Here is a 23,813-nt window from a genome sequence, read left to right on the forward strand (position 1 = left end):
GGGTGGGCGGGGGCGGTGCGGCGGGGTACGCCTGCGGCGTTGGTGGGCTCGGCGGTCGGGGTGCGGCCGGACCGGACGCCGACCCCGCCGTGACGGGCGCCCCTGACTCGGGAGGCCCGGAACTCGGCGCGGCACCTGGGCGATCCGCGCCGGCGCCACGGTCAGCAGCAGCCGATCCGCTCGGGCCGACCTCCGGCACCGGCTCCGGCTCCACCGCATCCCGGGGAATCGCATCCACCGGCACCGCATCCTGCGGCTCCCGCGCCCTCGATCCCGAAGGCGCCCCTGACCTCGATCCCGAATCCGACCCGGATCCCGACCCCGCGTGCCCGTCCCCCACACCCATCTCGGTCCCCCAACCGTCAGGCGTCGCGCCAGGGGTTCACCATCCGCAACGGCGCACGCGCTGTCAATCGTGCGCGCACGCCCGGTCGGGCCGTCCCCGCCACGACCACCGGGGGGATCAGTACCCGCCCAACGGCATCGCAGCAGGCCGGACGTCTATACACCCGGGCTATACATCGCGCGTATACACGCTATGTATAGTCCTCTCATGCCTACCGCGATTCAGAAGATGAGGAAAACAAGGGCCGCGTTCCACGCCGCCGCCGCGCTCTTCACCGCCGGCGCCCTGACCTTCGGCCTGAGCGGCTGCACGTCGTACGACACGACCGCCCCGAGCGGGGCCAGGGCCGACAGGAGCCACACGGACGCCAAGAACGCGGGGGCCTCGCTGGGGACCGTCGACTGCCGCAAGGCGAAGTGTGTGGCGCTCACGTTCGACGCGGGCCCGAGCGAGCACAGCGCGCGGCTGCTCGACATCCTGAAGGAGAAGCACGTCCCCGCGACGTTCTTCCTGCTCGGCAAGAACCACATCGCGAAGTACCCGGACCTGGTCAGACGCATGGAGCGCGAGGGGCACGAGGTCGCGAGCCACACCTGGGACCACAAGATCCTCACCGACATCGACGACGCGCAGATACGGGAGGAGTTCGAGCGGCCGGACGACGCGATAGAGAAGCTGACCGGGAAGCGGCCGACGCTGATGCGGCCGCCACAGGGCCGCACCAACAACCACGTCAGCGAGCTCGCCGAGAAGGAGGGGCTCGCCCAGATCCTGTGGAGCGTGACGGCCAAGGACTACACGACGAACGACTCGGCCCTGATCAGGAAGCGCGTCGTCGACCAGACGAAGCGCGACGGCATCATCCTGCTGCACGACATCTACAAGGGCACCGTGCCCGCGGTGCCCGGCGTCATCGACGAACTCAAGGCGAAGGGCTACGTGTTCGTGACCGTGCCGCAGCTCTTCGCACCGGGGAAGGCCGAACCGGGCAAGATCTACCGGCCCTGACCCGCCTCCCCCGCCTCACCCGGGTTTCTACAGGGTGACCCTCAACTCGCTGTAGCCGTAGCCGATGAAGGACTCCACGTGCGGGGCCGCGCCCTCACTCACGTCGAGAGCCAGTCCGGGGAAGCGCTCGAACAGAGCGGGCAGCGCAATCGCCGCTTCGAGACGGGCGAGCGGGGCACCGACACAGAAGTGGACGCCGTACCCGAAGGCGAGGTGCTCCTTGTCCACGCGCGTGACGTCGAAGGATGCCGCGTCGTCGCCGTGGCGGAGCGGGTCGCGCCCGGCCGAGGCGTACGTCGCGAGGATCGGGTCGCCCTGGGGGATCCTGACGCCGTCGGGCAGCTCGATGTCCTCGACGGCGTACCGCAGCGGCAGGTTGGCGATCGAGGGGGCCCAGCGCAGGGTCTCCTCGATCACGTCGCTCCAGGGGATCTCGCCCGCGAGGACGCGGGCCAGCTGGCCGGGGTGGCTGAGCAGGGCCTGCACCGCGTTGCCGATGAGGTTGACGGTCGTCTCGTGACCGGCGCCGATGACGAGCAGCAGCGTGTCGATGAGCTCCTGCTCCGTCAGGCCTGAGCCGTCCTCTTCGTCGCGGGTGGCGATCAGGACACTGGTGAGGTCGTCGGCGGGCGTCTCGCGCTTGAGGGCGACCAGACCTCCGAGGAGCTCCTGCACCTCCTGCCAGACGGCCATGGCCTGTTCGGGCGTGACAGTGGTGTCCATGATGCCCGCGATGAGGCGTGCGGCGTCGGCCTGCCGGTCCTCGGGCAGGCCGAACAGCTCGCAGATGACCTGCATGGGCAGCGGGTGCGCGTATGCGGCGCGCAGGTCGGCGCGGCCGTCGGGTGACTCGGCCATCCGGTCGAGGAGGCCGGCGGTCAGCTCCTCGACGCGGGGGCGCAGGCCGTCGGTGCGGCGCTTGGTGAACGCGGGCGAGATCAGTTTGCGCAGGCGACGGTGGTTGCTGCCGTAGGCGGTGAACATGTTGGTCACGCCCACCCAGGAGTTGACCCAGGTCTCGCGGAACTCCCCGTTCATCCAGGCGGGCCAGTGCTGGTTGGGGTCCTTGGACACGCGGTCGTCGGCGAGGAGCTGCTTGAGGACCGCGTACCGGGTCGGGGCCCAGGCCCGTATACCGCCCGGGAGTTCGACGAGTGCGGCGGAGCCGCGCGTGCGCAGCAGATCGGCCTCCGCGTGGAGGCCGCGGCCCGCGGGGTCGATGACATGGGGGGCATGTGTCATGTGGCGCTCCAGCCGGGCGTGGGGGGATCCTGATCAAATTGGCACAACAGATCGTAGGGTCTTAGGAGTTAGGGAGCACGGAGTTCCGGCGCGCGCCGGGCAGCGCCGGGAAGGGCGCCCGCGGTTCTAGGATCCGGGCGTGGCCTTCTTCCGAATCACCCGTGAATCGCCGCTTTCCGCCGCCGAGGCGTGGCGCCGCATGACGGACTGGGAGCGGCACGGGGACGTCGTCCCCCTCACCCGCGTCAGGCTCGCGACCCCGCCCCCGACCGGCGAGGGCACCGTCTTCGTGCCGCGGACCGGCGTGGGGCGTCTCATCTTCGACGACCCGATGGAGGTCGTCGACTGGGCACCCCCGTACGGCGATTCGGCCGGGCGGTGCCGCCTGGAGAAGCGCGGCACGTTCGTCACGGGCTGGGCCGAGATCGAAGTGGCGCCGTACGGCTCCGGGTCCTTGGTCGCGTGGCGCGAGGAGATCCGTGTGAGCCCGCTGCCGCGATGGTGCGACCCCCTGCTCGCGAGGGCGGGCCGCCTGGTGTTCGGACGTGCCGTCAAGAAACTACTGCAGTACGGGATTTGAGACCATCGACCGACAACCCAGCCTCTTCCGATCACTCACCCCCTTCCGATGACGCGTCTGGCGCCCGCGAGGACCGCCGTCGCCAGGGTCCAGCCGGAGACCACGAGGAAGACGGCGACGGCCTTGCCCGCGCCCTGCGGATCCCAGGACCCGCGGTAGCCGAGGCTCGCCACGGGGATGAGCAGGTCGACGCTGTACAGGACCGGGTCCCAGGCCCGCTGCCCGGAGCCGCCGACCGCGCGCGGCTCGTGGTACGCGAACCACAGGGAACCCGCGGCAGCCAGGGAGAGCAACCAGACGAGCGCCCGGCGCGGGGCGTAGCCGTAGCCGAACAGCAGGTCCTGGACCAGGCCCCAGACACGCCCCGAAAGCCGGTCGAGGCGGCGCACATGACGCTCCCTGGCATGCCGCACGAGGCGCGCGGACCGCTCGTCACCCGCGCTCTCGTACGACGTCGCCAGCTGCTCGAAGGAGCCCGCGCCCGCGTTCGGGTCGCGGGTCAGCCAGCCGACGCGGGTGCGGACGTCGACGGGTCCGGCGGTTTCGAGGCGCTTGTACGTGAAGCCCTCGAGGTTGAGCCGGCCCGGGGCGGGCCACGTGGCGGCCGAATCCACGAGCACGTCGACGGCCGCGTCCTGGAGGACCACGGCGCCCGCCGGCGGTTCGCGCAGATCGAGGCGGAGCCGTGGCACCCGGAGCCGGCTCAGGAGCAGCGCACCCGTGGGTCCGCCGATGACGCTGTCGTGGAATGTCACGACGCCCTCGATCGCGGCGGCGCGCAGCAGCACCTGCCCGGTGCTGCGGAAGCCCCAGTCGGCGTACAGGCCGCGCCCGCAGGCGATTCCGGTGCCGTCCAGGCCGCCGACGTCCGCGCCGTTGAGGTTGAGGGCGTACGCGATCTGGGCGTCCCTCAGATAGAGGGCGCCGGAGGCAACGAGGCCGCGCGCGTGGACCGAGCCCGACACGTTCAGGCGGGGGGCGAGCAGGGACCAGGGGCCCGAGTCGGCGACGGTGAGCTGTTCGACGACGAGGTTGCCGTCTATGCGCGCGTCGGCCAGTTCGACAACGGCCGAGGTGGAGTCCTCCGGCAGCCGGCGCGGCACTCGGGGGCCGTCTCCGGCCGCGGGCGGGCCGGTCAGCGGACGGGGTACGGGCGTTCCGCTGCCGAGCGTGGCCCCGGACAGCCGCAGGTCGCCGCCGACGGTGACCCGGTTCGCGTGCAGGGCAGGCGCTTTCGACCCCGACAAGTCCAGTGCGCTGACGGTGAGTTCGGCGAGGCGGAGTGGCTCGTCGAAGACGCAGTCGACCAGTTCGAGCGCGGAGTCGACGCGGCAGCGGGACAGGTCCAGCCGGCCGCGTACGCGCAGCCCCTCGAATCTGAGCGGGCCGCCGGTGCCGGCCTCGTGCCCGGTGATCTCCTCGCGCAGCCGTGCCGCGTCGACCGTGTCACCCGGCACCGGGCGCCACCTCGGGCGCCTGCTCCCCCTGAGACGTGCCATCGTCGCCTCCCCCTTCTCGTCCTCCTCGCAGGAGATATCACGCGAGGGCGAACACGCGCGCGGTCCTTGCGGTGATACTGAATTGATGGACCGCTCCCCCCAGTTCGCCCGGTTCGGTGCGCGCACCGCCGCGCTGCTCGACCAGTGGCAGCAGCAGAACCACCGCCCGCTGACCGCCCCGGCCTGGCTCGACACCGGGGGCAGCGGCGCGTCCCTGGCCTCCGTGTTCGTCCGGGACAGCGACCCTGGGCGCACCACACGCCGGATGATCATCAAACTCTGCTCGCCGGACGGCGACTCCTCGATGGAACCGGGACGGCTCATCGCCGCGAGGCGGTCCCTGCCCAACGGCGATCCCTCGTTCCCCCGCGACCATCTCGTGGAGCAGCTCTACGATCCGATGCCGGTGGACGACGCCTGGCTGATGTTCCAGGGCTTCGCGGGCAACGACGAGAGCATGGTGACGCTCAGCACGATCCTGCGGCAGCGGCGCATGCCCGGCGCCGCGGCGCAGATCACGCGGTCCCTGCTGGCCGACTGGAACCCGGACGAGAAGTCGGACGGGGAGATGACGGCGGCCGCGTTCGTGTCCGAACTCCTCGACCAGCGCCTCGAACCGGCGGAACCACTGGCGGTCTGGGTCCGCGACACACTGGGCCTCGGCCTCGAAACCGCCTGGATCAGACCGGGCCGCGCGAACGCCGCCCCCTTGCCCAACCCCATACACCTGACAGGCAGTTGCCCCCTCGCGGAGCGCACCCTCGACTACCCGATCCGCGGCCGGGCCCACGGCGATCTGCACCCGGGCAACATCATGGTGCCCAAGGAGCCCGACGCGGACCTCGGCCGCTACGTCCTGATCGACCTGTCGCGGTTCGACGAGCGGGCGCTGCTCGCCCGTGACCCCATGCATCTGCTGCTCTGCCTGGTGGCCGACTTCCTGCCCCACATGTCCGACGACGCCCGCGCCGAACTCCTCGACCTGCTCGTCGGCCGGGACACCCCCGGTCTGCTGATCCCGCAGGGCCTCGCCCGGACCGTCGACGAGGTACGCAGGGCGCCGGACGGCTGGCTGCACCAGCGCACCATCTCGGGCCAGTGGACCGGTCAGTGGCTCCTGTCGATGCAGGCGTGCGCGCTGATGTTCACGGCCCGCGTCCGGTACGACGCGCGGGACCGGTGGTGGTTCTTCCGGCTCGCGGCGGAGGCGGCCGGCGCATATCTGGGGCCGGCCGACGCGTACGAGCCGGGTCAGGTGAAGTTCGTGCCGGGGCCACGGGAGGCCGAACCGACGGGGGTGGAGGCGGTGGTGGCCGCGGTGAAGGTGCCGCAACAGGTGGCACCGCCCGCAGCGAAGCCCGAGACGAAGCCCGCGCCCGACCCCGTGCGCATCCCCACACCCGCACCCACGCCCTTACGAGAGTCCGTCGCGTCCGCCCCCGAAACCTCGGGCGAGTCACTCCCGGACACAGCCCCCGAGACTGCCGCGGAAGAGCTGCCGGACACGCTCCCGGCGCTCCTGATCGACCTCCGCAACACCTTCACGGACCGGCTGGGAGAGCTCAGGGAGTACGAGGCGGGGTCGGTCTCCGCCAGGACTCTCGGGCTCATCAGAGAGCAGGCCGACCGGGGACAGGCTGACTTCGAGGCGCTCCTGGCCTCGCGCCGCGACGCCCTCGGCGAGGAGGCCCGCGACCGCCTCGACGCGGTCCTCGGTCGGCTCGCCCATGTCGCCGAGGCGGCGAACGCCCCAGGGCTTTCGCACGAACAGCCGTTGTATCTACGGGACTTGGCCCATCGGACCCTCGTCGTGGCGCTCGACACGCTGCTCGGATCCACCCGAGAGGCGGCACTCGGCCTTCAGGCCGGTCAGGCCGGTCAGGCCGGTCAGGCCGGTCAGGCCACTGACCCGATCCGTCCGGAGGGCGACCGCACTCCGTCGGGGTGAATCGGCGTGTGGGCGCCCGTCAGCGCGACGCCGCTGCCGCCGCTCCGGTTGGCGACGATCTCGGAGGCGATGGACAGGGCCGTCTCCTCGGGGGTGCGGGCGCCGAGGTCGAGGCCGATCGGCGAGCGCAGGCGGGCCAGTTCCAGCTCGGTGACGCCGACGTCGCGCAGGCGCTCGTTGCGGTCGAGGTGGGTGCGGCGGGAGCCCATCGCGCCGACGTAGGCGACGGGCAGGCGCAGCGCGAGCCGGAGGAGCGGGACGTCGAACTTGGCGTCGTGGGTGAGGACGCACAGGACGGTGCGTCCGTCCGTCCGCGTGCGCTCCAGGTACTTGTGGGGCCATTCCACGACGATGTCGTCGGCGTCGGGGAAGCGGGCCGGCGTCGCGAAGACGGGGCGCGCGTCGCACACCGTCACGTGGTAGCCGAGGAACTTGCCGATCCTGACGAGCGCCGCCGCGAAGTCGATGGCCCCGAAGACGATCATGCGGGGCGGGGGAACGGACGACTCGACGAGGAGGGTGAGGGGCTGCCCGCAGCGCGAGCCGCTCTCGCCGATCTCCACCGTGCCGGTGCGTCCGGCGTCGAGGAGCGCGCGGGCCTCGCCGGCCGCGGTGCGGTCCAGTTCGGGGTGCCCGCCGAGGCTGCCCTCGTAGCCGCCTCCGAGGCCGCTGTCGGGGTCGCTGTCGTCGCGTACGAGGATGGCGCGGCCCATGAGTTCGGCCGGGCCCCGGGTGATGCGCGCGACCGCCGCCGCCCTTCCTCGGGCGGCGGCGGACAGCGCCGCCGCGAGCACCTCCCGTCCCGGGGTGTCCGCGCGAACCGGGGTGACCAGGATGTCGATGATTCCGCCGCAGGTGAGCCCCACGGCGAAGGCGTCGTCGTCGCTGTAGCCGAAGCGTTCGAGGACGGTCTCGCCGTCCTCGAGCGCCTGTTGGCACAGTTCGTAGACAGCGCCCTCCACGCAGCCGCCGGAGACCGAGCCGATCGCTGTGCCGTCGCCGTCGACGGCGAGTGCGGCTCCCGGCTGCCGGGGCGCGCTCCCGCCGACGGCCACCACGGTGGCCACGGCGAAGTCGCGTCCCTGCTCGACCCACCGGTGCAGCTCTTCGGCGATGTCCAGCATCTCTAGGTCTCCTTGTCGGTTGCGTGGAGGGCGCGGGGCCCTGGGCCGGGGGTCAGTGGACGCCCAGCCATCCTTCGATCGGGTTGAGGGCGAAGTACACGAGGAAGATCACCGTGAGGCCCCACATGAAGGCCCCGATCTCCCGGGCCTTGCCCTGAGCGATCTTGATGGCGACCCAGGAGATGACGCCCGCGGCCACACCGGTGGTGATGGTGTACGTGAAGGGCATCAGGACCACGGTCAGGAAGACCGGGATCGCGGTGGCCCGGTCCGCCCAGTCGACGTGCCGGGCGTTCATCATCATCATCGCGCCGATGACGACGAGCGCGGCGGACGCGACCTCCTGGGGCACGATCGCGGTGAGCGGGGTGAAGAACAGACAGGCCGCGAAGAACAGGCCGGTCACGGCGGACGCGAGGCCGGTGCGGGCTCCTTCGCCGACGCCGGTCGCGGACTCGACGAACACGGTCTGGCCCGAGCCGCCGGCGACGCCGCCGATGGCACCGCCCGCACCGTCGATGAACAGGGCCTTGGACAGGCCCGGCATGCGGCCCTTGTCGTCGGCGAGTTTGGCCTCGGTGCCGACGCCGATGATGGTGGCCATCGCGTCGAAGAAGCCGGCCAGGACCAGGGTGAAGACGATCATGCCGACGGTCATCGCGCCGACCTTGCCCCAGCCGCCGAACTCGACGTGGCCGAAGAGCGAGAAGTCGGGCGTGGAGACCGCGCTGCCGTGCAGCTCGGGGGCTCCGTTGGCCCACTGCTTGGGGCTGATCACGTCGAGCGCGTTGAGGATCATCGCGACGACGGTGCCGGTGATGATGCCGATGAGGATGGCGCCGGGGGTGTTGCGGGCCTGGAGCATGAAGATCAGGAGCAGGGTGCCCGCGAACAGCAGGACGGGCCAGCCGGCGAGTTCTCCGGCAGGGCCGAGCGTGAGCGGGGTGGCCTTGCCGACCTGAACGAAGCCGGACTTGTAGAGGCCGATCAGGGCGATGAAGAGGCCGATACCCATCGTGATGCCGTGCTTGAGCGCGAGCGGAATCGCGTTCATGATCATCTCGCGGAGGCCGGTGACCACCAGGAGCATGATCACCACGCCGTACATCACGCACATGCCCATGGCCTGCGGCCACGTCATCTGGGGGGCGACCTGTGAGGAGATCACACCTGAGACGGAGAGGCCGGCGGCAAGGGCGAGGGGCACCTTGCCGACGAAGCCCATGAGGAGCGTGGTGAGGGCCGCGGCGAAGGCCGTGGCGGTGATGAGGGCCTTCTGGCCCATCATGTCGCCCGCCACGTCCTTGCCGGACAGGATCAGGGGGTTGAGCAGCAGGATGTACGCCATGGCCATGAAGGTCGTGACGCCGCCGCGCACCTCACGCGCGACAGTGGATCCTCGTTCGGATATGTGGAAGTACCGGTCGAGCCAAGACCTGCCGGCCGACGGACGCGAGCCTGCGCCCGCGTCTTCGGCGGTGGTCTTCGGCTCCAGGGACTGCTGGGTCATGGTGCCTACTCCCAAGGTTCACAGGGACACCCGCACGAACGTGGTTGGAGATCGCGGGATTTGGGATGGTGCGTGGGCTGCACGACCCGGGGGACGGCCCGAGACGAACGGGGTAATGCGTAGCTGTGTTACGCAAGAAACCGTGCTGCTGGTGATGAGTTGATGCCGGTGGTGCCTGTACTGCCGGTGGTGCATGTGGTGGTGCAAAGGACCGCGAGCGGTGCGGTACTTGAAGGCTCCGGACGGTGCGGGCTGGGAAGTGTGACGTTCCTGGGAGGCACGCACCGTCCGGAGAGCTGTCAGGCCGGTCCCGTTCCCGTGAGGTGCTCGGGGCGTACCGGGGTCCGGTTGAGCTCCAGGCCCGTCGCGTTGCGGATCGCCGCGAGGACGGCCGGCGTGGACGACAGGGTCGGGGCCTCGCCGATGCCGCGCAGCCCGTACGGGGCGTGGTCGTCGGCGAGTTCGAGCACGTCGACGGGGATGGTCGGCGTGTCGAGGATGGTGGGGATCAGGTAGTCCGTGAAGGAGGGGTTGCGCACCTTCGCGGTCTTCGGGTCGACGATGATCTCCTCCATGACCGCGACGCCGAGGCCCTGGGTGGTGCCACCCTGGATCTGGCCGATCACGGACAGCGGGTTGAGCGCCTTGCCGACGTCCTGCGCGCAGGCCAGTTCGATGACCTTGACGAGGCCGAGTTCGGTGTCGACCTCGACGACGGCGCGGTGCGCGGCGAAGCTGTACTGGACATGGCCGTTGCCCTGCCCGGTGACGAGGTCGAACGCCACGGTCGGGCGGTGGCGCCACTCCAGCTCCACGTCGACGGCCTCGCCCTCGAGGACGTCGGCCAGGTCCGCGAGGACCTCACCGCCGTCGGTGACGACCTTGCCGCCCTCCAGGAGGAGTTCGGCGGTGGCCCACGCCGGGTGGTAGGTGCCGAACTTGCGGCGCCCGATCTCCAGGACCTGCTCGCGCACGGCCTCGCAGGAGTTCTTGACGGCGCCGCCGGTGACGTACGTCTGACGGGACGCGGACGTCGAACCTGCGGAGCCGACCCGGGTGTCGGCCGGGTGGATGGTCACCTGCGCGACGCCCAGCTCGGTGCGGGCGATCTGCGCGTGGACGGTGACGCCGCCCTGGCCGACCTCCGCCATCGCGGTGTGCACGGTCGCGACGGGCTCGCCGCCGATGACCTCCATGCGCACTCGCGCGGTCGAGTAGTCGTCGAAGCCCTCGGAGAAGCCGACGTTCTTGATGCCGACCGCGTAGCCCACACCGCGTACGACGCCTTCGCCGTGCGTGGTGTTGGACAGACCGCCGGGCAGCTGGCGCACGTCGGAGCCCTCGGAGGACTCCCACTGGCGCTCGGGCGGCATCGGCATCGCCTTGATGCGGCGCAGGAGTTCGGCGACGGGGGCCGGCGAGTCGACCGGCTGGCCGGTCGGCAGCAGGGTGCCCTGCTCCATCGCGTTGAGCTGGCGGAACGCGACCCGGTCCATGCCCACCTTGTCGGCGAGCTTGTCCATCTGGGCCTCGTACGCGAAGCACGCCTGGACCGCGCCGAAGCCGCGCATGGCGCCGCAGGGCGGGTTGTTGCTGTAGAGCGCGATCGCCTCGATGTCGACGTCCTCGATGACGTACGGGCCGACCGCGAGCGACGAGGCGTTGCCGACGACCGCCGGGGAGGCGGACGCGTAGGCGCCGCCGTCCAGGACGATCTTGCACTTCATGTGAGTGAGCTTGCCGTCCTTCGTCGCCCCGTGCTCGTAGTAGAGCTTCGCGGGGTGACGGTGGACGTGGCCGAAGAACGACTCGAACCGGTTGTAGACGATCTTGACGGGCTTGCCCGTGCGCAGCGCGAGGAGGCAGGCGTGGATCTGCATCGACAGGTCCTCGCGGCCGCCGAAGGCGCCGCCGACGCCGGAGAGCGTCATGCGGACCTTGTCCTCGGGCAGGCCGAGGACGGGGGCGATCTGCTTGAGGTCCGAGTGCAGCCACTGGGTGGCGACGTACAGCTCGACGCCGCCGTCCTCGGAGGGCACGGCGAGGCCGGACTCCGGGCCGAGGAAGGCCTGGTCCTGCATGCCGAAGGTGTACTCGCCCTTGACGACGAAGTCGGCCCTCTTGGCTGCCTCGTCGGCGTTGCCGCGGATGATCGGCTGGCGGTGCACGATGTTCGGGTGCGGGACGTGACCGATGTGGTGGTCGTCGCGGCCCTCGTGGATGAGGATCGCGTCGGGCGCGGTCGCGGACGCCTCGTCCGTGATGACCGGCAGCTCGCGGTACTCCACCTTGATCTTGGCGGCGGCGCGGCGCGCGGTCTCCGGGTGGTCGGCGGCGACGATGGCGACGGGCTCGCCGTGGTGGCGGACCTTGCCGTGCGCGAGGACCGGGGTGTCCTGGATCTCCAGGCCGTAGTTCTTCACGGCCGTGGGCAGGTCGTCGTAGGTCAGGACGGCGTAGACGCCGGACTGGGCGAGGGCCTCGGAGGTGTCGATGGAGACGATCTCCGCGTGGGCGACCGTGGAGCGCAGGATCTGGCCCCACAGCATGTCCTCGTGCCACATGTCGGACGAGTACGCGAACTCGCCGGTGACCTTGAGGGTGCCGTCCGGGCGGAGCGTGGACTCGCCGATGCCGCCCTTGGTCTTGGAGCCCTGCGTGATGTTCGTGGGTGTACCGGTGGTTCCCATGGTCAGACCGCCTCAGACTGACGGGCGGCCGCGAGGCGGACCGCGTCCATGATCTTCTCGTAGCCGGTGCAGCGGCAGAGGTTGCCGGAGAGCGCCTCGCGGATGTCCGCGTCGGTCGGGCTCGGGTTGTGCTCCAGCATCTCGTCGGCCGCGACGAGCAGGCCGGGGGTGCAGAAGCCGCACTGGACGGCTCCGGCGTCGATGAACGCCTGCTGGATCGGCGAGAGCTCGTCGCCCTCGCCGGTCTGCGAGTCGCTCGGCTTGGACTGCCACTGCTGGGCGTCCTGGAGGGAGGTGCCCGCCTTGCCCGCGTCGTCGCCGCAGGCGCCGCTCGCGCAGCCCCCGTGCTGTGCGCGCTGCCTGGCGAAGTCGGCGAGGCCCTCGACGGTGACGACGTCGCGGCCCTCGACCTGGCCGGCCGCGACCAGGCACGAACAGACCGGCACGCCGTCGAGGCGGACGGTGCAGGAACCGCACTCGCCCTGCTCGCAGGCGTTCTTGGAGCCGGGCAGCCCCATGCGCTCACGCAGGACGTACAGGAGGCTCTCGCCCTCCCACACGTCGTCGGCTTCCTGCTGACGGCCGTTGACCGTGAAATTGACGCGCATTACGCGACTCCCTCCGTGCTTGCGGCGGTGCCGCGGTACGACTCCCAGGTCCACGTCAGAGTGCGGCGGGCCATGATGCCGACGGCGTGCCGGCGGTAGCTCGCGGTGCCCCGGACGTCGTCGATCGGGTTGCAGGCGGCCGAGCAGAGGTCCGCGAACTGCTTGGCGACCGAAGGGGTGATGATCTTTCCGTTGTCCCAGAAGCCGCCCTCTTCGAGCGCCGCGTTCAGGAACTCCTCGGCGGCCTTGGCCCGGACCGGGGTCGGCGCGGCCGAGCCGATGCCGGTGCGGACCGTACGGGTCTCGGGGTGCAGCGCCAGGCCGAAGGCGCACACGGCGATGACCATCGCGTTGCGGGTGCCGACCTTGGAGTACTGCTGCGGGCCGTCGGCCTTCTTGATGTGGACGGCCCTGATCAGCTCGTCGGGGGCGAGCGCATTGCGCTTCACGCCGGTGTAGAACGCGTCGATCGGGATACGGCGCGAGCCGCGTACGGACTCCACCTCGACCTCGCAGTCGGCGGCGAGGAGCGCGGGGTGGGCGTCACCGGCGGGCGACGCGGTGCCGAGGTTGCCCCCGACGCCGCCGCGGTTGCGGATCTGCGGCGAGGCCACCGTGTGCGAGGCCAGGGCCAGGCCGGGCAGCTCGGCGCGCAGATTCTGCATGATCTTGGTGTAGGGGACGGAGGCGCCGAGACGGACGGTGTCCTGTCCGACCTCCCATTCGCCTAGCTCCCCGATGCGGTTCAGGTCAAGGAGGTACTCGGGGCGCCGGTGGTCGAAGTTGATCTCGACCATCACATCGGTGCCACCCGCGAGCGGCACAGCGGTGGGGTGCTCGGCCTTGGCGGCGAGCGCCTCCTCCCAGCTGGCGGGGCGAAGGAAGTCCATGAGCGGCTCTCTTCTTCGTGATCTCGTGGTCGGTCGTTCGAACGGATCGAGCCACGGGATGTGCGGACCTCGAAGGCTCGTTCATGTGCTGTTTACGTGGAGTGGGCTCAGTACACAGCGCGGCACTCCGCCGTGGTCAGTCACGGAAACCATGAAGGAGTTGGCTGGCCAACCGGGACGTCTTGTAGATTCATATAAACGGCGGTCACCGGAAACCTCACCGCTTTCCCCTGGAAACGCAGAACCATGCGCACCACGGACGCGGTACCCGGGGAGCGGCCCCGGCCGCCTCACCTTCAGACAAGCACAATCTTCGAGACAGATCGGCGGCAACGAGATGCGGCTGCGCGCCCTACTTGATACAGACGCGCTGGGCCTCAGGCTGCTCGGCGGCGAGGACGAACTGGACCGCACCGTGCGCGGTGTGATGACCACGGACCTGCGGGACCCCAGCCGCTACCTCTCCGGTGGCGAGCTGGTCCTCACCGGACTCGCGTGGCGCCGCGACGCGGCGGACGCCGAACCGTTCGTCCGCATCCTCGCGACGGCCGGCGTGGCCGCGCTCGCGGCCGGCGAGGCGGAGCTCGGGGCCATCCCCGACGACATCGTCGAGGCGTGCGCGCGCCACCGGCTCCCGCTGTTCGCGGTGAACGAGTCCGTCGCCTTCGCGACGGTCACCGAGCACGTCGTGCGCCAGGTCTCGGGCGAACGGGCCGGCGACCTGGCCGCCGTCGTCGACCGGCACCGGCGCCTCATGACGTCCGGCCCGGCGGGCGGCGGCCCCGACGTGGTCCTGGACCTCCTGGGCACCGACCTCGACCTGCGCGCCTGGGTGCTCTCCCCCGCGGGCCGGGCCATCGCCGGGTCGAGCGCGGCGGGCCCCGAGCTGCCCGCCGCCGTGTGCGCCCGCCTCGCGGCCGAGCACCTGGCGGCCACGCGCACCGGGCGGCGCGGGCCGCACCGGGTGACGATCGAGGGGGGCGGCGCGAAGCGTCTCGATGAGGGGCGGCGGCCGGGCGACGGGTCGGGAGGCACGACGTACTCGCTCTTCCCGATCCGCAGCGCGGGCCGCGGCGCGACGCCCGCCTCCCGTGACGTGCGCGAGACGGTCCTGTCCGACTGGCTGCTCGCCGTCGAGGCGGACGCGAGCGACTGGCCCGAGGAGCGGCTCGACCTGCTCCAGGGCGTGACCCAGCTGATCGCCGTCGAGCGCGACCGGCGCGACGCGGCCCGCACCGTGCGCCGCCGGCTCGCACAGGAGGTCCTCGAACTGGTCCAGACGGGCGCCGCCCCCGCCGAGATCGCCGCACGCCTGCGCGTCGCCGCGCCCGTGCTGCTCCCCGGCCTCGGCGCCGCCCCGCACTGGCAGGTCATCGTGGCGAAGGTCGAGTGGGACGGCGGCGACATCGAGGGCGGCCCGGTCGCCCAGTCGCTCCTGGAGGAGATCCTCGTCGACCCCCTGTCGGCCGGGCCCGAGCCCTCCGACCGCATCGCCGTCGCCCACAACGGCGACGAGGCCATCGCCCTGGTGCCGCTGCCCGCCGTGCCGGACGAGCACGACGGGCAGGAGACGGGGCTGCACGCCGACGCGCTCCTGGACTCCGTACGCGACCCGCTGACGGCGGGCCTCGCGGACGACGGCCGGCTCACGCTGGGCGTCAGCGCTGCCGTGCACTCGGCGGAGGGACTGCGCGGGGCCCTGGAGGAGGCCCGGCACGCCCGGCGCGTCGCCGCGGCCCGCACGGGGCGGGTGTGCGCCGCGGGCCACCAGGAGCTGGCCTCGCACGTCCTGCTGCTGCCGTTCGTCCCGGACGACGTGCGCCGCGCCTTCACGGCCCGCCTCCTCGACCCGCTGCGCGACTACGACCGCAAGCACCGCGCCGAGCTCATTCCGACCCTGGAGGCGTTCCTCGACTGCGACGGTTCGTGGACGCGCTGCGCGAGCCGTCTGCACCTCCACGTCAACACGCTGCGCTACCGCGTCGGGCGGATCGAACAGCTCACCAACCGCGATCTCTCACGGCTCGAGGACAAGCTGGACTTCTTCCTGGCCCTGCGTATGAGCTGAACTCGGGCCCCCCGAGGGGTGTTTCGAACCCCGCCCGCCACCCCATGCGTTTGTGAAATCTTTCACCTACCCCCTTGGCCGAGTGCGCACATCCGTGCTGAGATGCGCGCACGACAGCTCGGCTCAATGGTGTGCTCGGGGAGGGCAACGTGGCGCATACCGCCATGTCTGGTTCCGGAACGACTGCAGGGGACGATCCACTCCAGACCGCGGTATGGCGGCTGCGCTCGCGCGCCTGCTGGACCGACGCGGCCGCGCTGCTCGAGCGGCTCGCCGCGACGGACGCGCGGGCCGCGCTCCAGCGGGCCGCGCTGCTCGGGGAGCGCTGCCTCTACACCGAGCAGGGCTGGGCCGCCGCGGAGGACGCGCTGCGCGCCGCCGAGGCCCTGGCCCACAACGACGGCGAACGCGGCGCCGCGGCCTGCGAGCGCGGCCAACTCGCTTACTCGGCAACGCTGTTGGGGGTACGTGACCGGGCCGACGAGGCGCGCTCCGCGCTCGGCAGGGCCGCCGCGCTGCTCCCGCCCGGCGCCCCGGGACGCGCGCTGCTCGACTTCCGGCGCGGCCTGATGGCGGAGAACCTGTCCGACTCGCCGCAGGCGGCCAGGGCCGCGTACCGCAGGGCCCACGCGGGCGCGACGGCGCACCCCGATCCGCTGCTGCTCTCCTTCACCTGGCGCCATCTGGCCGGACTCGCCCTGCGCGACGGCGAGTTGGCGGAGGCGCGGCACGGTTTCGCCGAATCGCTGCGCATCCGTGAGGAGCTCGGCTACCTCGTCGGCACGGCCCCCGCGCTCGCGTCCCTGGCGGAGGCGGAGCCCGATCCGGAGGCGGCTGAGCGGCTGCGCGCGGAGGCGTCCCGCCTGTTCCGCCTTTTGGGCGGCGTCCCGACGTGGCTGGCGGAGCACTTGCCGACGGCCGCCTGACGGTCCAGAGGCCTGACGATCCGGGGGCTGACGATCCGGGGGGCTATTGGAGGCCCTAGTCCGCCGCCCCGGCGAAGTGCTCCCGCACCAGCGCCCGCACCACCGTGAGGTCCTGGGCCTCCAGCGCCGCGAGGAGTGCCATGTGCTCCGCGGCGTCGGCCACCAGGTCGGCGCGGCGGGACAGCGGTCCGCCGCCGGGCAGGGGCCACTGCGAGCGGCGGTGCAGGTCGTCGGCGACCTGGACGAGCTGTTCGTTGCCACTGAGGGCGAGCATCGCGCGGTGGAAGGCGCGGTCCGTCTCCGCGTAGTGCGCGCGGTCGCCGCAGGCGGCCGCGACGGCCGTCGCGTCGGCCAGGGGCCGCAGCTCGGCCCAGCGCGCCACCGGCACCGTACGGGCGAGCCGCAGCACCACGGGCACCTCGATCAGCGCCCGCACCTCGGCCAGCTCGGCGAGCTCGCGGGCGCTGCGCTCGGTGACGCGGAAGCCGCGGTTCGGCACGACCTCGACGGCGCCTTCGCGGGCCAGCTGCTGCATCGCCTCGCGGACGGGCGTGGCCGAGACGCCGAGGCCGTCCCCGAGGACGGGCGCGGAGTAGACCTCGCCGGGCACGAGCTCGCCGTCGACGAGCGCGGTGCGCAGCGCGTCGAGCACCTGCCCGCGCACGGAGGTCCGCTCGACGCGGGGGCGCGGCGGCAGCGGCGTCTCGCTGTGGGTGTGCTCGCCGCGGGTCTGCTCGGGCACCTGATGCCACGCGGCGGTGCCCCGCTGCTCGGGAACGCCCGCGGGCAGCCCTGAGGCGGCGCTGTCGGCGCGCGTTCTGGCCTGCTCCACCCAGGTCCTCCCCGGTCGTCGGTAATCCGCGGAATTCGTCCAACGCAGAACGATAGGCCGCTGGGCCCTCAGTTCAAACCCCCGACCGTTCGGGTAAGGTAAGGCTTACCTGCAAACGATCGCGATTCGGTGGTCCCCTGCATGCCTTTTCCCGCATCGGCCCCCGTGGCCACCAGCGCGCTCACGCCCGCGTACACCCGGCTGACCGAGGTGTTCACGGGCCTGCGGATCACCGAGCTCGCTGAGACCGAGGAGCCTCCTCAGGGCAACGGCTGGGTCGCCGCCGCCCGGCTCGCGGAGGGCGGACCCGCCCTCGACGCGTTCCTCGCGTGGGACAACGCGCAGGTGCTGAAGGACTACGGGCAGCAGGCCCGCCCGGACGTCGTCGCCAGCTTCGGCCTGCACCGCTACGCCTGGCCCGCCTGCCTGCTGGTCACGGTGCCGTGGTTCCTGGACCGCCGCGTCCCGCGCCTCCCTGTGACGAACGTCGCCTTCCAGCGCACGCTGGGACGGATGGCCGTACGCGTCACCGACTTCGCCTGCCTGCCGGGCGATCCGGCCGCCGCACTGCCCGGCGCCCATGTCGTGCCGGACGAGGAGGCGCTGCGGGCCGAGGTGCGCGCGGCCGTCGCCGACCACCTGGGCCCGGTGCTCACCGGATTCGGACCGCGGATGCGGCGGGGTCCGCGCGCCCTGTGGGGCATGGCGACGGACGAGATCGTCGAGGGCCTCTGGTACATCGCCCACCTGCTCGGCGAGGAGCGCCGGGCGATGCGGGAGCTCGAACTGCTGCTTCCCGGCACGACGAAGCCGTACGTCGGCAAGCCCGCGTTCCGTGAACTCACCGGCCGCGAGGGGCAGTCGCTGCCGACCCGCGACCGGGCGAGCTGCTGCCTCTTCTACACGCTGCGCCCCGAGGACACCTGCGTGACGTGCCCCCGCACCTGCGACGCGGACCGAGTGGCGAGGCTGAGCGCAACCGCCTGAACGCGACGACGGCAACCCCCTCGCCATGAACCACCCTTTCGGGTGATGCAATTCGAACTCAACTTCCCTCATTCTCAAGGGCGTTCGAGCGCATGCCCGCTTCATGCGCCCCCTCGCACTCCAATGGCGTTCTCTTGTCCCGAAACTCCTTGCGCACCAGTGGCCTTGAGCCAATATGGCGGCCGAAAAGCCCTACCGCGACGCAAGGGACCCCAGATGAGACTGACCGACATATCGCTGGACTGGCTGCTTCCCGGCGCCGTACTGCTCCTGGGCCTGCTGGCGGCGGTGGCGGTCCTCGCGCGCAGCAAGCGCGCCGGGGAAAGAGCGGCCGCATCGTCCGACGACTCGTGGGAGCGCAGCGAGGAACGCCGCAGGCGCAAGGAGGCCGTCTACGGCACCGCGTCCTACCTGCTGCTGTTCTGCTGCGCTGCCGTGGCCGCCGCACTCTCCTTCCACGGGCTTGTCGGCTTCGGCCAGCAGAACCTGAACCTGTCCGGGGGCTGGGAGTACCTCGTCCCGTTCGGCCTCGACGGCGCGGCCATGTTCTGCTCCGTGCTCGCGGTGCGTGAGGCGAGCCACGGCGACGCGGCGCTCGGCTCCCGCATACTCGTGTGGACCTTCGCGGGTGCCGCCGCCTGGTTCAACTGGGTGCACGCGCCGCGCGGCATCAGCCACGCGGGCGCCCCGCACTTCTTCGCCGGCATGTCGCTGTCGGCCGCGGTCCTCTTCGACCGGGCGCTGAAGCAGACGCGCCGCGCGGCCCTGCGTGAACAGGGCCTGGTGCCAAGGCCGTTGCCGCAGATCCGGATCGTGCGGTGGCTGCGCGCGCCCCGCGAGACGTACGGCGCCTGGTCGCTGATGCTGCTCGAGGGTGTGCGCACCCTGGACGAGGCGGTGGACGAGGTGCGGGAGGACAAGCGCGAGAAGGAGCAAACCCGGCTGCGCAGGCGCGAGCACGAGAAGCTGGAGCGGGCCCAGCTCAAGGCGATCAGCCGGGGCCACCCCACGCCCGGCGGGCGCGGAGGGCGCCAGGTGGACGTGCAGGCCGCCGTCTCCGCGGGGGCCGGCACGGGGCCGGTGGGCTCGGAACCTGCCATATCGGAGGACCGGCCGCCCTCACCCCAGGAACAGCTCCCGCTGCGCGCGCGTCCCTCCCTCCAGGCCGTCGGAGGCGGCCCTGAAGCCGGCAAGCCCGTCACGGTCGACCTCACGGCGGAGGACGACACCCAGGCCCTGCCGCGGCTCGACTCACTGGAGCGGAAGCTCAAGGACCTCGAGCAGCAATTCGGCTAGGGGGCGTCCGAAGGGAGTTCGGCCGGGCGGGCGTGCCGTTCCGGGCGGCGGCCCCGCGGTGTCACACGGGGCCGCCGTCCAGTTCGAACCAGACCACCTTGCCCACGCCCAGTGCCCGTACGCCCCAGGCGTCCGCGAGGGACTGCACCAGGACGAGGCCCCGGCCGTTCGTACCGTCGTCGGCGACCGGTACGCGCAGCCTCGGCCTGCGCCCCACGAAGTCCCTGACCTCCACCCTGAGCCGCTTGGTCCCGACCGTGGCCGTGAGGACGGCGTCGTGATCGGTGTGCACCAGCGCGTTCGTCACCAGTTCGCTGGTGAGCAGCTCCGCGGTCTCCGACCTCTCCGGCGGGCCCCACTCGTCCAGGAGCTCGCGCAGTGCGCGCCTCGCCTCGGGCACCGCCCGCAGGTCGGACCGACCCAGCGTGCGCCTCAGCAACGCGCCCCCGCCGTCCCCCGTCGTGCCGTTATCCGTCGTGCCGTTATCCGTCGTGCTGTCGTCCGTCGTGCCGTCGCTCCCTGGCGCTTCATCCGTTGGGGAGCGTCCGGCCACCGTGGTGGGAACGCGCCCTCGTACCAGCCGTTTCATGACCCCCGCCCGCACGCCGATGACCTTGCCCCTTCTCCTGCGACCATGCTCGAACGCGTACACGGGAATGCATGCCCCGCAGGCATGTCCGCACTCCTGTGGATTCATCCACCAACGAACTCGTGGCCCGGCGGTGCTACGGGCGCGGCACGTTGCGGATGTTGGAGCGGGCCATCTGCACCATGCGGCCGACGCCGCCGTCCAGGACGATCTTGGAGGCGGAGAGCGCGAAGCCCGTCACCATCTCGGCGCTGATCCTGGGCGGGATCGACAGGGCGTTGGGGTCGGTGACGATGTCGACGAGGGCGGGGCCCTTGTGCTTGAAGGCGTCCTTCAGGGCCCCGGCGAGCTGTTTCGGCTTCTCCACGCGCACCCCGTACGCGCCGCACGCGCGGGCGACGGCCGCGAAGTCGGGGTTCTTGTTCGTCGTCCCGTATGACGGGAGCCCGGCCACGAGCATCTCCAGCTCGACCATTCCGAGGGAGGAGTTGTTGAAGAGGACGACCTTGACCGGCAGGTCGTGCTGGACGAGGGTCAGGAAGTCGCCCATCAGCATGGAGAACCCGCCGTCACCCGACATCGAGACGACCTGGCGGTTCCGGTCGACGAACTGGGCGCCGATCGCCATCGGCAGCGCGTTGGCCATGGAGCCGTGCGAGAACGAACCGATCACGCGGCGGCGGCCGTTGGGCGAGATGTAGCGCGCCGCCCACACGTTGCACATGCCCGTGTCGACCGTGAACACGGCGTCTTCGGCGGCGAGTTCGTCCAGCACGGAGGCGACGTACTCGGGGTGGATCGGGACGTGCTTCTCGACCTTCTTCGTGTACGCCTTGATGACGCCTTCGAGGGTGTCCGCGTGCTTCTTCAGCATCTTGTCGAGGAAGCGCCGGTTCGTCTTCGGCTCCACGCGCGGGGTCAGACAGCGCAGCGTCTCGCGCACGTCGCCCCACACGGCGAGGTCCAGCTTCGAGCGCCGGCCGAGGTGCTCGGGCCTGACGTCGACCTGGACGATCTTCACGTCCTTCTGCGGCAGGAACGCGTTGTACGGGAAGTCCGTGCCGAGCAGGATGAGCAGATCGCACTCGTGCGTCGCCTCGTACGCGGCGCCGTACCCGAGCAGCCCGCTCATGCCGACATCGAAGGGGTTGTCGTACTGAATCCATTCCTTGCCGCGCAGGGCGTGCCCGACCGGCGACTTGACCTTCTCGGCGAAGTCCATGACCTCGGCGTGCGCGCCCGCGGTGCCGCTGCCGCAGAAGAGGGTGACCTTGGCGGCGTCGTCGATCATCTCGACGAGCCGGTCGATCTCGGTGTCGCCGGGGCGGATGGTCGGCCGGGACGTGACGATCGCCGTCTCGACCGACTTCTCGGGGGCGGGCCGGTCGGCGACGTCGCCGGGCAGGGTGACGACGCTGACGCCCGACTGGCCGACCGCGTGCTGGATCGCCGTCTGCAGGACGCGCGGCATCTGCTGCGGGTTGGAGATCATCTCGCTGTAGTGCGAGCACTCCTGGAAGAGCCGGTCGGGGTGGGTCTCCTGGAAGTAGCCGAGGCCGATCTCGCTCGACGGGATGTGCGAGGCGAGGGCGAGGACCGGGGCCATGGAGCGGTGGGCGTCGTAGAGCCCGTTGATGAGGTGCAGATTGCCGGGCCCGCAGGAGCCGGCGCAGGACGTCATCTTCCCGGTGATCTGCGCCTCCGCCCCGGCGGCGAACGCGGCGGTCTCCTCGTGCCGTACGTGGATCCAGTCGATCGCGGAGTTGCGGCGGATCGCGTCGACGACCGGGTTCAGGCTGTCGCCGACGACGCCGTACATGCGCTTGACGCCCGCGCGGACGAGGATGTCGACGAACTGCTCGGCGACGTTCTGCTTGGCCATGACTCACGCGCCCCTTCACGAACCGGGTCCTGAGGACATTCCTTTCCCCATGAATCCACAGCGGGCGTGGTTACGCCTCCCAAACGGCGGCGGCCGTGCGGTCGTCCGCGTACCCCTTGACCCGTACCTGGGTGTCCGCGAGGAACGCGGTGAGGCCGGGCGGGCCGCTCCCGTCCCAGCGGCGCGTGAGGTGCCCGGACAGCTCCGGCTCGCCGCGCAGGGGCTCGGCCAGGCCCGCCGTGCACAGCAGGAGCGTGTCGCCCGGGCGGGCGACGGAGGCGCGGAAGCGGAACGGGTCGCGGGGCTGTTCGGGCGCCGGCTCGTACGGGCTCGGGGGCGTGGTGATCCCGAGGTCCATGGTCAGGCGGTCGCCGTCAGGGGTCTCCGGCGGCGGCGAACCGTAGCCGACGACGGGGGCGCCCGACGCCTCGGAGACCTGCGGCTCGATGTCCTGCCACTCGCCGTCGCGCAGCCGGAACAGGCCGCCCCCGCCGACGCCGAAGAACACGCGGGTGCGACAGCCGGGGTCGGCGGGCAGCAGGAGGCAGCGCAGGCTCGCCGTGTACTCCTCCGGTTCGAGGCCCTGCTCGGCGGCGCTCGCCCTGAGTCTGCCGAGGCTGCGGTCGGTCAGGCGGTGCAAGCCCGACTTGAGCTCGCCCCGGTGGGCGGCGCGGATGTCTTCGGCGAGCCTCGCGTGACTGCGGCCGACGGCGCGGCCGATCCAGTCGCAGGCCTCGGCCGCCGCGCGGTGCGCTCCGGGTGCGGCGCGGGCGCCGGTGGCCATGGCGACCAGGATGAGGGCGCCGGGGCCCGTGCCGAACCGGGCGGTGAGCAGGCAGTCGCGGCGGGGCTCGCCGCGGTAGCGCGCGGAGTCGCCGCGCACCGACACCGCGCGCAGGGTGGAGGTCCCGTACCTGGCGCCGTCCAGGACGGTGTCGGCGACGAGGTCGTCGAGGGTGTCGGGGTCGGCGGCCGGAAGCGCGGTGGGTTCGGCGTCGTACGTGGGAGGGCCGTCGCCGACATAGGGGACGACGGGGGGGTCGGGGCGGGCCTCTGGCTCTTCGGCGACGACCGCGTCCTGGCCAGGACCGGCGTCGGGGGCCGCGTCGGAGGCGGGCGCATGGGCATCGGGCGCACGCAGGTCCGGCGCGGCGGAGGGAGGGGGCGGCGGTGGCCGGTGGCTGGGCGGCGGCCCGGGCAGAAAGCTCTGGGGACGTCCCGGAGCATGCGCCGGGGGTTCCCACGGAGCGCGCGGGGCGCCCGGATCCGGCGGCGGGTCCACGGGCCGGGCAGGCGCTGGCGGCGGTGGGGCGTCCACGGGCGGGGCGGGCGGCGGTGGCGGTTGGGGTGGCGGCACCATCCGCTGCTCCGGGACAGACGCCCGCCCAGTGACCTGCTCCGGGACCTGCTCCGGGACAGACGCCCGCCCGGTGACCTGCTCCGGGACAGGCGCCCGCTCCGGGACCTGCTCCGCGACCGCCTCCTGCTCATCGGCGCGTTCAGGCCCCGCCGACACCGTCCCCGACGCCGAGGCGAACCGGTCGTCGAGGGTGTCCGGGGCCGGGGTCGGACCCGTGTCGTCGGTGGAGTCGTCGTACAGCTGCCCCCACCAGTCGTCGCCTTGACCGTGTCGGCCGGAGTTCCTCTCCCCCTGCTGGCTCATGCCCTTATTGTCCACCGCACGGGCCGTACGAAAACGGGCATCCGGAAATTCCCGCACGCGAAAGGTCCGCCGGACGACCCCACCCCCCACGGGAAGGACGCCCGGCGGACCGGCTCGTTCGGTGA

At 71.8% G+C, this 23,813-nt stretch carries 18 protein-coding genes; 7 read left to right on the top strand and 11 right to left on the bottom strand.

What is annotated here, in order from left to right; translation table 11 throughout:
• Positions 1-553 precede the first annotated feature (553 nt).
• Positions 554-1,354 carry a polysaccharide deacetylase family protein gene (locus OG758_RS14870; RefSeq protein ID WP_326710448.1) on the top strand — a complete coding sequence of 267 codons (801 nt, stop codon included), beginning with the start codon at positions 554-556 and terminating at the stop codon, positions 1,352-1,354.
• 27 nt (positions 1,355-1,381) lie between these two features.
• On the opposite strand, the gene OG758_RS14875 is transcribed toward OG758_RS14870, so the two are convergent.
• Positions 1,382-2,596, bottom strand: coding sequence for a cytochrome P450 family protein (locus tag OG758_RS14875; RefSeq protein ID WP_326710449.1), 1,215 nt, complete (start codon positions 2,594-2,596; stop codon positions 1,382-1,384).
• 139 nt (positions 2,597-2,735) lie between these two features.
• Here OG758_RS14875 and OG758_RS14880 point away from each other — a divergent pair, with 139 nt between their 5' ends.
• Complete coding sequence (locus OG758_RS14880; RefSeq protein WP_326710450.1) at positions 2,736-3,176, top strand: SRPBCC family protein; 441 nt, start codon at positions 2,736-2,738, stop codon at positions 3,174-3,176.
• A gap of 35 nt (positions 3,177-3,211) precedes the next feature.
• Here OG758_RS14880 and OG758_RS14885 read toward each other — a convergent pair whose 3' ends face one another.
• Positions 3,212-4,633 (bottom strand): hypothetical protein, encoded by a 1,422-nt coding sequence (locus OG758_RS14885; RefSeq protein ID WP_326710451.1) that lies wholly within the window; start codon positions 4,631-4,633, stop codon positions 3,212-3,214.
• 127 nt (positions 4,634-4,760) lie between these two features.
• Here OG758_RS14885 and OG758_RS14890 point away from each other — a divergent pair, with 127 nt between their 5' ends.
• Positions 4,761-6,623, top strand: a complete 1,863-nt coding sequence (locus tag OG758_RS14890) for a hypothetical protein (protein WP_326710452.1) — start codon at positions 4,761-4,763, stop codon at positions 6,621-6,623.
• Here OG758_RS14890 and OG758_RS14895 read toward each other — a convergent pair.
• The 5 genes from OG758_RS14895 to OG758_RS14915 form a co-directional block, all read right to left on the bottom strand.
• Positions 6,572-7,747, bottom strand: coding sequence for an XdhC family protein (locus tag OG758_RS14895; protein ID WP_326710453.1), 1,176 nt, complete (start codon positions 7,745-7,747; stop codon positions 6,572-6,574). The two genes, OG758_RS14890 and OG758_RS14895, sit on opposite strands and share 52 nt — an antisense overlap.
• Before the next feature lie 52 nt (positions 7,748-7,799).
• On the bottom strand, positions 7,800-9,257 hold the full coding sequence (locus OG758_RS14900; protein ID WP_326710454.1) for an NCS2 family permease: 1,458 nt from the start codon (positions 9,255-9,257) through the stop codon (positions 7,800-7,802).
• 299 nt (positions 9,258-9,556) lie between these two features.
• Positions 9,557-11,947, bottom strand: a complete 2,391-nt coding sequence (locus tag OG758_RS14905; RefSeq protein ID WP_326710455.1) for a xanthine dehydrogenase family protein molybdopterin-binding subunit — start codon at positions 11,945-11,947, stop codon at positions 9,557-9,559.
• Positions 11,948-11,949: 2 nt separating this feature from the next.
• Complete coding sequence (locus OG758_RS14910; protein WP_266558518.1) at positions 11,950-12,555, bottom strand: (2Fe-2S)-binding protein; 606 nt, start codon at positions 12,553-12,555, stop codon at positions 11,950-11,952.
• Entirely contained in the window at positions 12,555-13,445 is an 891-nt protein-coding gene (locus tag OG758_RS14915; protein ID WP_116508363.1) for an FAD binding domain-containing protein, read from the bottom strand. Before OG758_RS14915 ends, OG758_RS14910 begins: the two co-directional genes overlap by 1 nt.
• 337 nt (positions 13,446-13,782) lie before the next feature.
• Between OG758_RS14915 and OG758_RS14920 the strand changes: the two genes are divergently transcribed.
• Together OG758_RS14920 and OG758_RS14925 are read left to right on the top strand one after the other, a co-directional pair.
• Complete coding sequence (locus tag OG758_RS14920; protein WP_326710456.1) at positions 13,783-15,513, top strand: PucR family transcriptional regulator; 1,731 nt, start codon at positions 13,783-13,785, stop codon at positions 15,511-15,513.
• Between the two features lie 164 nt (positions 15,514-15,677).
• Positions 15,678-16,439 carry a hypothetical protein gene (locus OG758_RS14925; RefSeq protein WP_326710457.1) on the top strand — a complete coding sequence of 254 codons (762 nt, stop codon included), beginning with the start codon at positions 15,678-15,680 and terminating at the stop codon, positions 16,437-16,439.
• 55 nt (positions 16,440-16,494) lie between these two features.
• On the opposite strand, the gene OG758_RS14930 is transcribed toward OG758_RS14925, so the two are convergent.
• Complete coding sequence (locus OG758_RS14930) at positions 16,495-17,271, bottom strand: GntR family transcriptional regulator (RefSeq protein WP_382059567.1); 777 nt, start codon at positions 17,269-17,271, stop codon at positions 16,495-16,497.
• Positions 17,272-17,412: 141 nt separating this feature from the next.
• Between OG758_RS14930 and OG758_RS14935 the strand changes: the two genes are divergently transcribed.
• Together OG758_RS14935 and OG758_RS14940 are read left to right on the top strand one after the other, a co-directional pair.
• Positions 17,413-18,258, top strand: coding sequence for a (2Fe-2S)-binding protein (locus tag OG758_RS14935; protein WP_326710458.1), 846 nt, complete (start codon positions 17,413-17,415; stop codon positions 18,256-18,258).
• A 216-nt stretch (positions 18,259-18,474) separates the two neighbouring features.
• Positions 18,475-19,554, top strand: a complete 1,080-nt coding sequence (locus OG758_RS14940; protein ID WP_326710459.1) for a DUF2637 domain-containing protein — start codon at positions 18,475-18,477, stop codon at positions 19,552-19,554.
• Between the two features lie 61 nt (positions 19,555-19,615).
• On the opposite strand, the gene OG758_RS14945 is transcribed toward OG758_RS14940, so the two are convergent.
• The 3 genes from OG758_RS14945 to OG758_RS14955 all read right to left on the bottom strand — a co-directional run bounded on the left by OG758_RS14945 (position 19,616) and on the right by OG758_RS14955 (position 23,688).
• Entirely contained in the window at positions 19,616-19,993 is a 378-nt protein-coding gene (locus OG758_RS14945; protein WP_328543607.1) for an ATP-binding protein, read from the bottom strand.
• A gap of 286 nt (positions 19,994-20,279) precedes the next feature.
• Positions 20,280-22,025 carry a pyruvate dehydrogenase gene (locus OG758_RS14950; protein WP_326710461.1) on the bottom strand — a complete coding sequence of 582 codons (1,746 nt, stop codon included), beginning with the start codon at positions 22,023-22,025 and terminating at the stop codon, positions 20,280-20,282.
• 70 nt (positions 22,026-22,095) lie between these two features.
• Entirely contained in the window at positions 22,096-23,688 is a 1,593-nt protein-coding gene (locus OG758_RS14955; protein WP_326710462.1) for a protein phosphatase 2C domain-containing protein, read from the bottom strand.
• Positions 23,689-23,813: the final 125 nt, after the last annotated feature.

The sequence above is a fragment of the Streptomyces sp. NBC_01474 genome (assembly GCF_035918215.1).
Lineage (GTDB): Bacteria > Actinomycetota > Actinomycetes > Streptomycetales > Streptomycetaceae > Streptomyces > Streptomyces aureus.

Excerpts from the sequence above, each read along its gene's own strand:
- OG758_RS14870 (WP_326710448.1), top strand. The coding sequence starts at position 554 with ATGCCTACCGCGATTCAGAAGATGAGGAAAACAAGGGCCGCGTTCCAC.
- OG758_RS14875 (WP_326710449.1), bottom strand. The coding sequence starts at position 2,596 with ATGACACATGCCCCCCATGTCATCGACCCCGCGGGCCGCGGCCTCCAC.
- OG758_RS14890 (WP_326710452.1), top strand. The coding sequence starts at position 4,761 with ATGGACCGCTCCCCCCAGTTCGCCCGGTTCGGTGCGCGCACCGCCGCG.
- OG758_RS14895 (WP_326710453.1), bottom strand. The coding sequence starts at position 7,747 with ATGCTGGACATCGCCGAAGAGCTGCACCGGTGGGTCGAGCAGGGACGC.
- OG758_RS14900 (WP_326710454.1), bottom strand. The coding sequence starts at position 9,257 with ATGACCCAGCAGTCCCTGGAGCCGAAGACCACCGCCGAAGACGCGGGC.
- OG758_RS14905 (WP_326710455.1), bottom strand. The coding sequence starts at position 11,947 with ATGGGAACCACCGGTACACCCACGAACATCACGCAGGGCTCCAAGACC.
- OG758_RS14910 (WP_266558518.1), bottom strand. The coding sequence starts at position 12,555 with ATGCGCGTCAATTTCACGGTCAACGGCCGTCAGCAGGAAGCCGACGAC.
- OG758_RS14915 (WP_116508363.1), bottom strand. The coding sequence starts at position 13,445 with ATGGACTTCCTTCGCCCCGCCAGCTGGGAGGAGGCGCTCGCCGCCAAG.
- OG758_RS14920 (WP_326710456.1), top strand. The coding sequence starts at position 13,783 with ATGCGGCTGCGCGCCCTACTTGATACAGACGCGCTGGGCCTCAGGCTG.
- OG758_RS14925 (WP_326710457.1), top strand. The coding sequence starts at position 15,678 with ATGTCTGGTTCCGGAACGACTGCAGGGGACGATCCACTCCAGACCGCG.
- OG758_RS14935 (WP_326710458.1), top strand. The coding sequence starts at position 17,413 with ATGCCTTTTCCCGCATCGGCCCCCGTGGCCACCAGCGCGCTCACGCCC.
- OG758_RS14940 (WP_326710459.1), top strand. The coding sequence starts at position 18,475 with ATGAGACTGACCGACATATCGCTGGACTGGCTGCTTCCCGGCGCCGTA.
- OG758_RS14950 (WP_326710461.1), bottom strand. The coding sequence starts at position 22,025 with ATGGCCAAGCAGAACGTCGCCGAGCAGTTCGTCGACATCCTCGTCCGC.
- OG758_RS14955 (WP_326710462.1), bottom strand. The coding sequence starts at position 23,688 with ATGAGCCAGCAGGGGGAGAGGAACTCCGGCCGACACGGTCAAGGCGAC.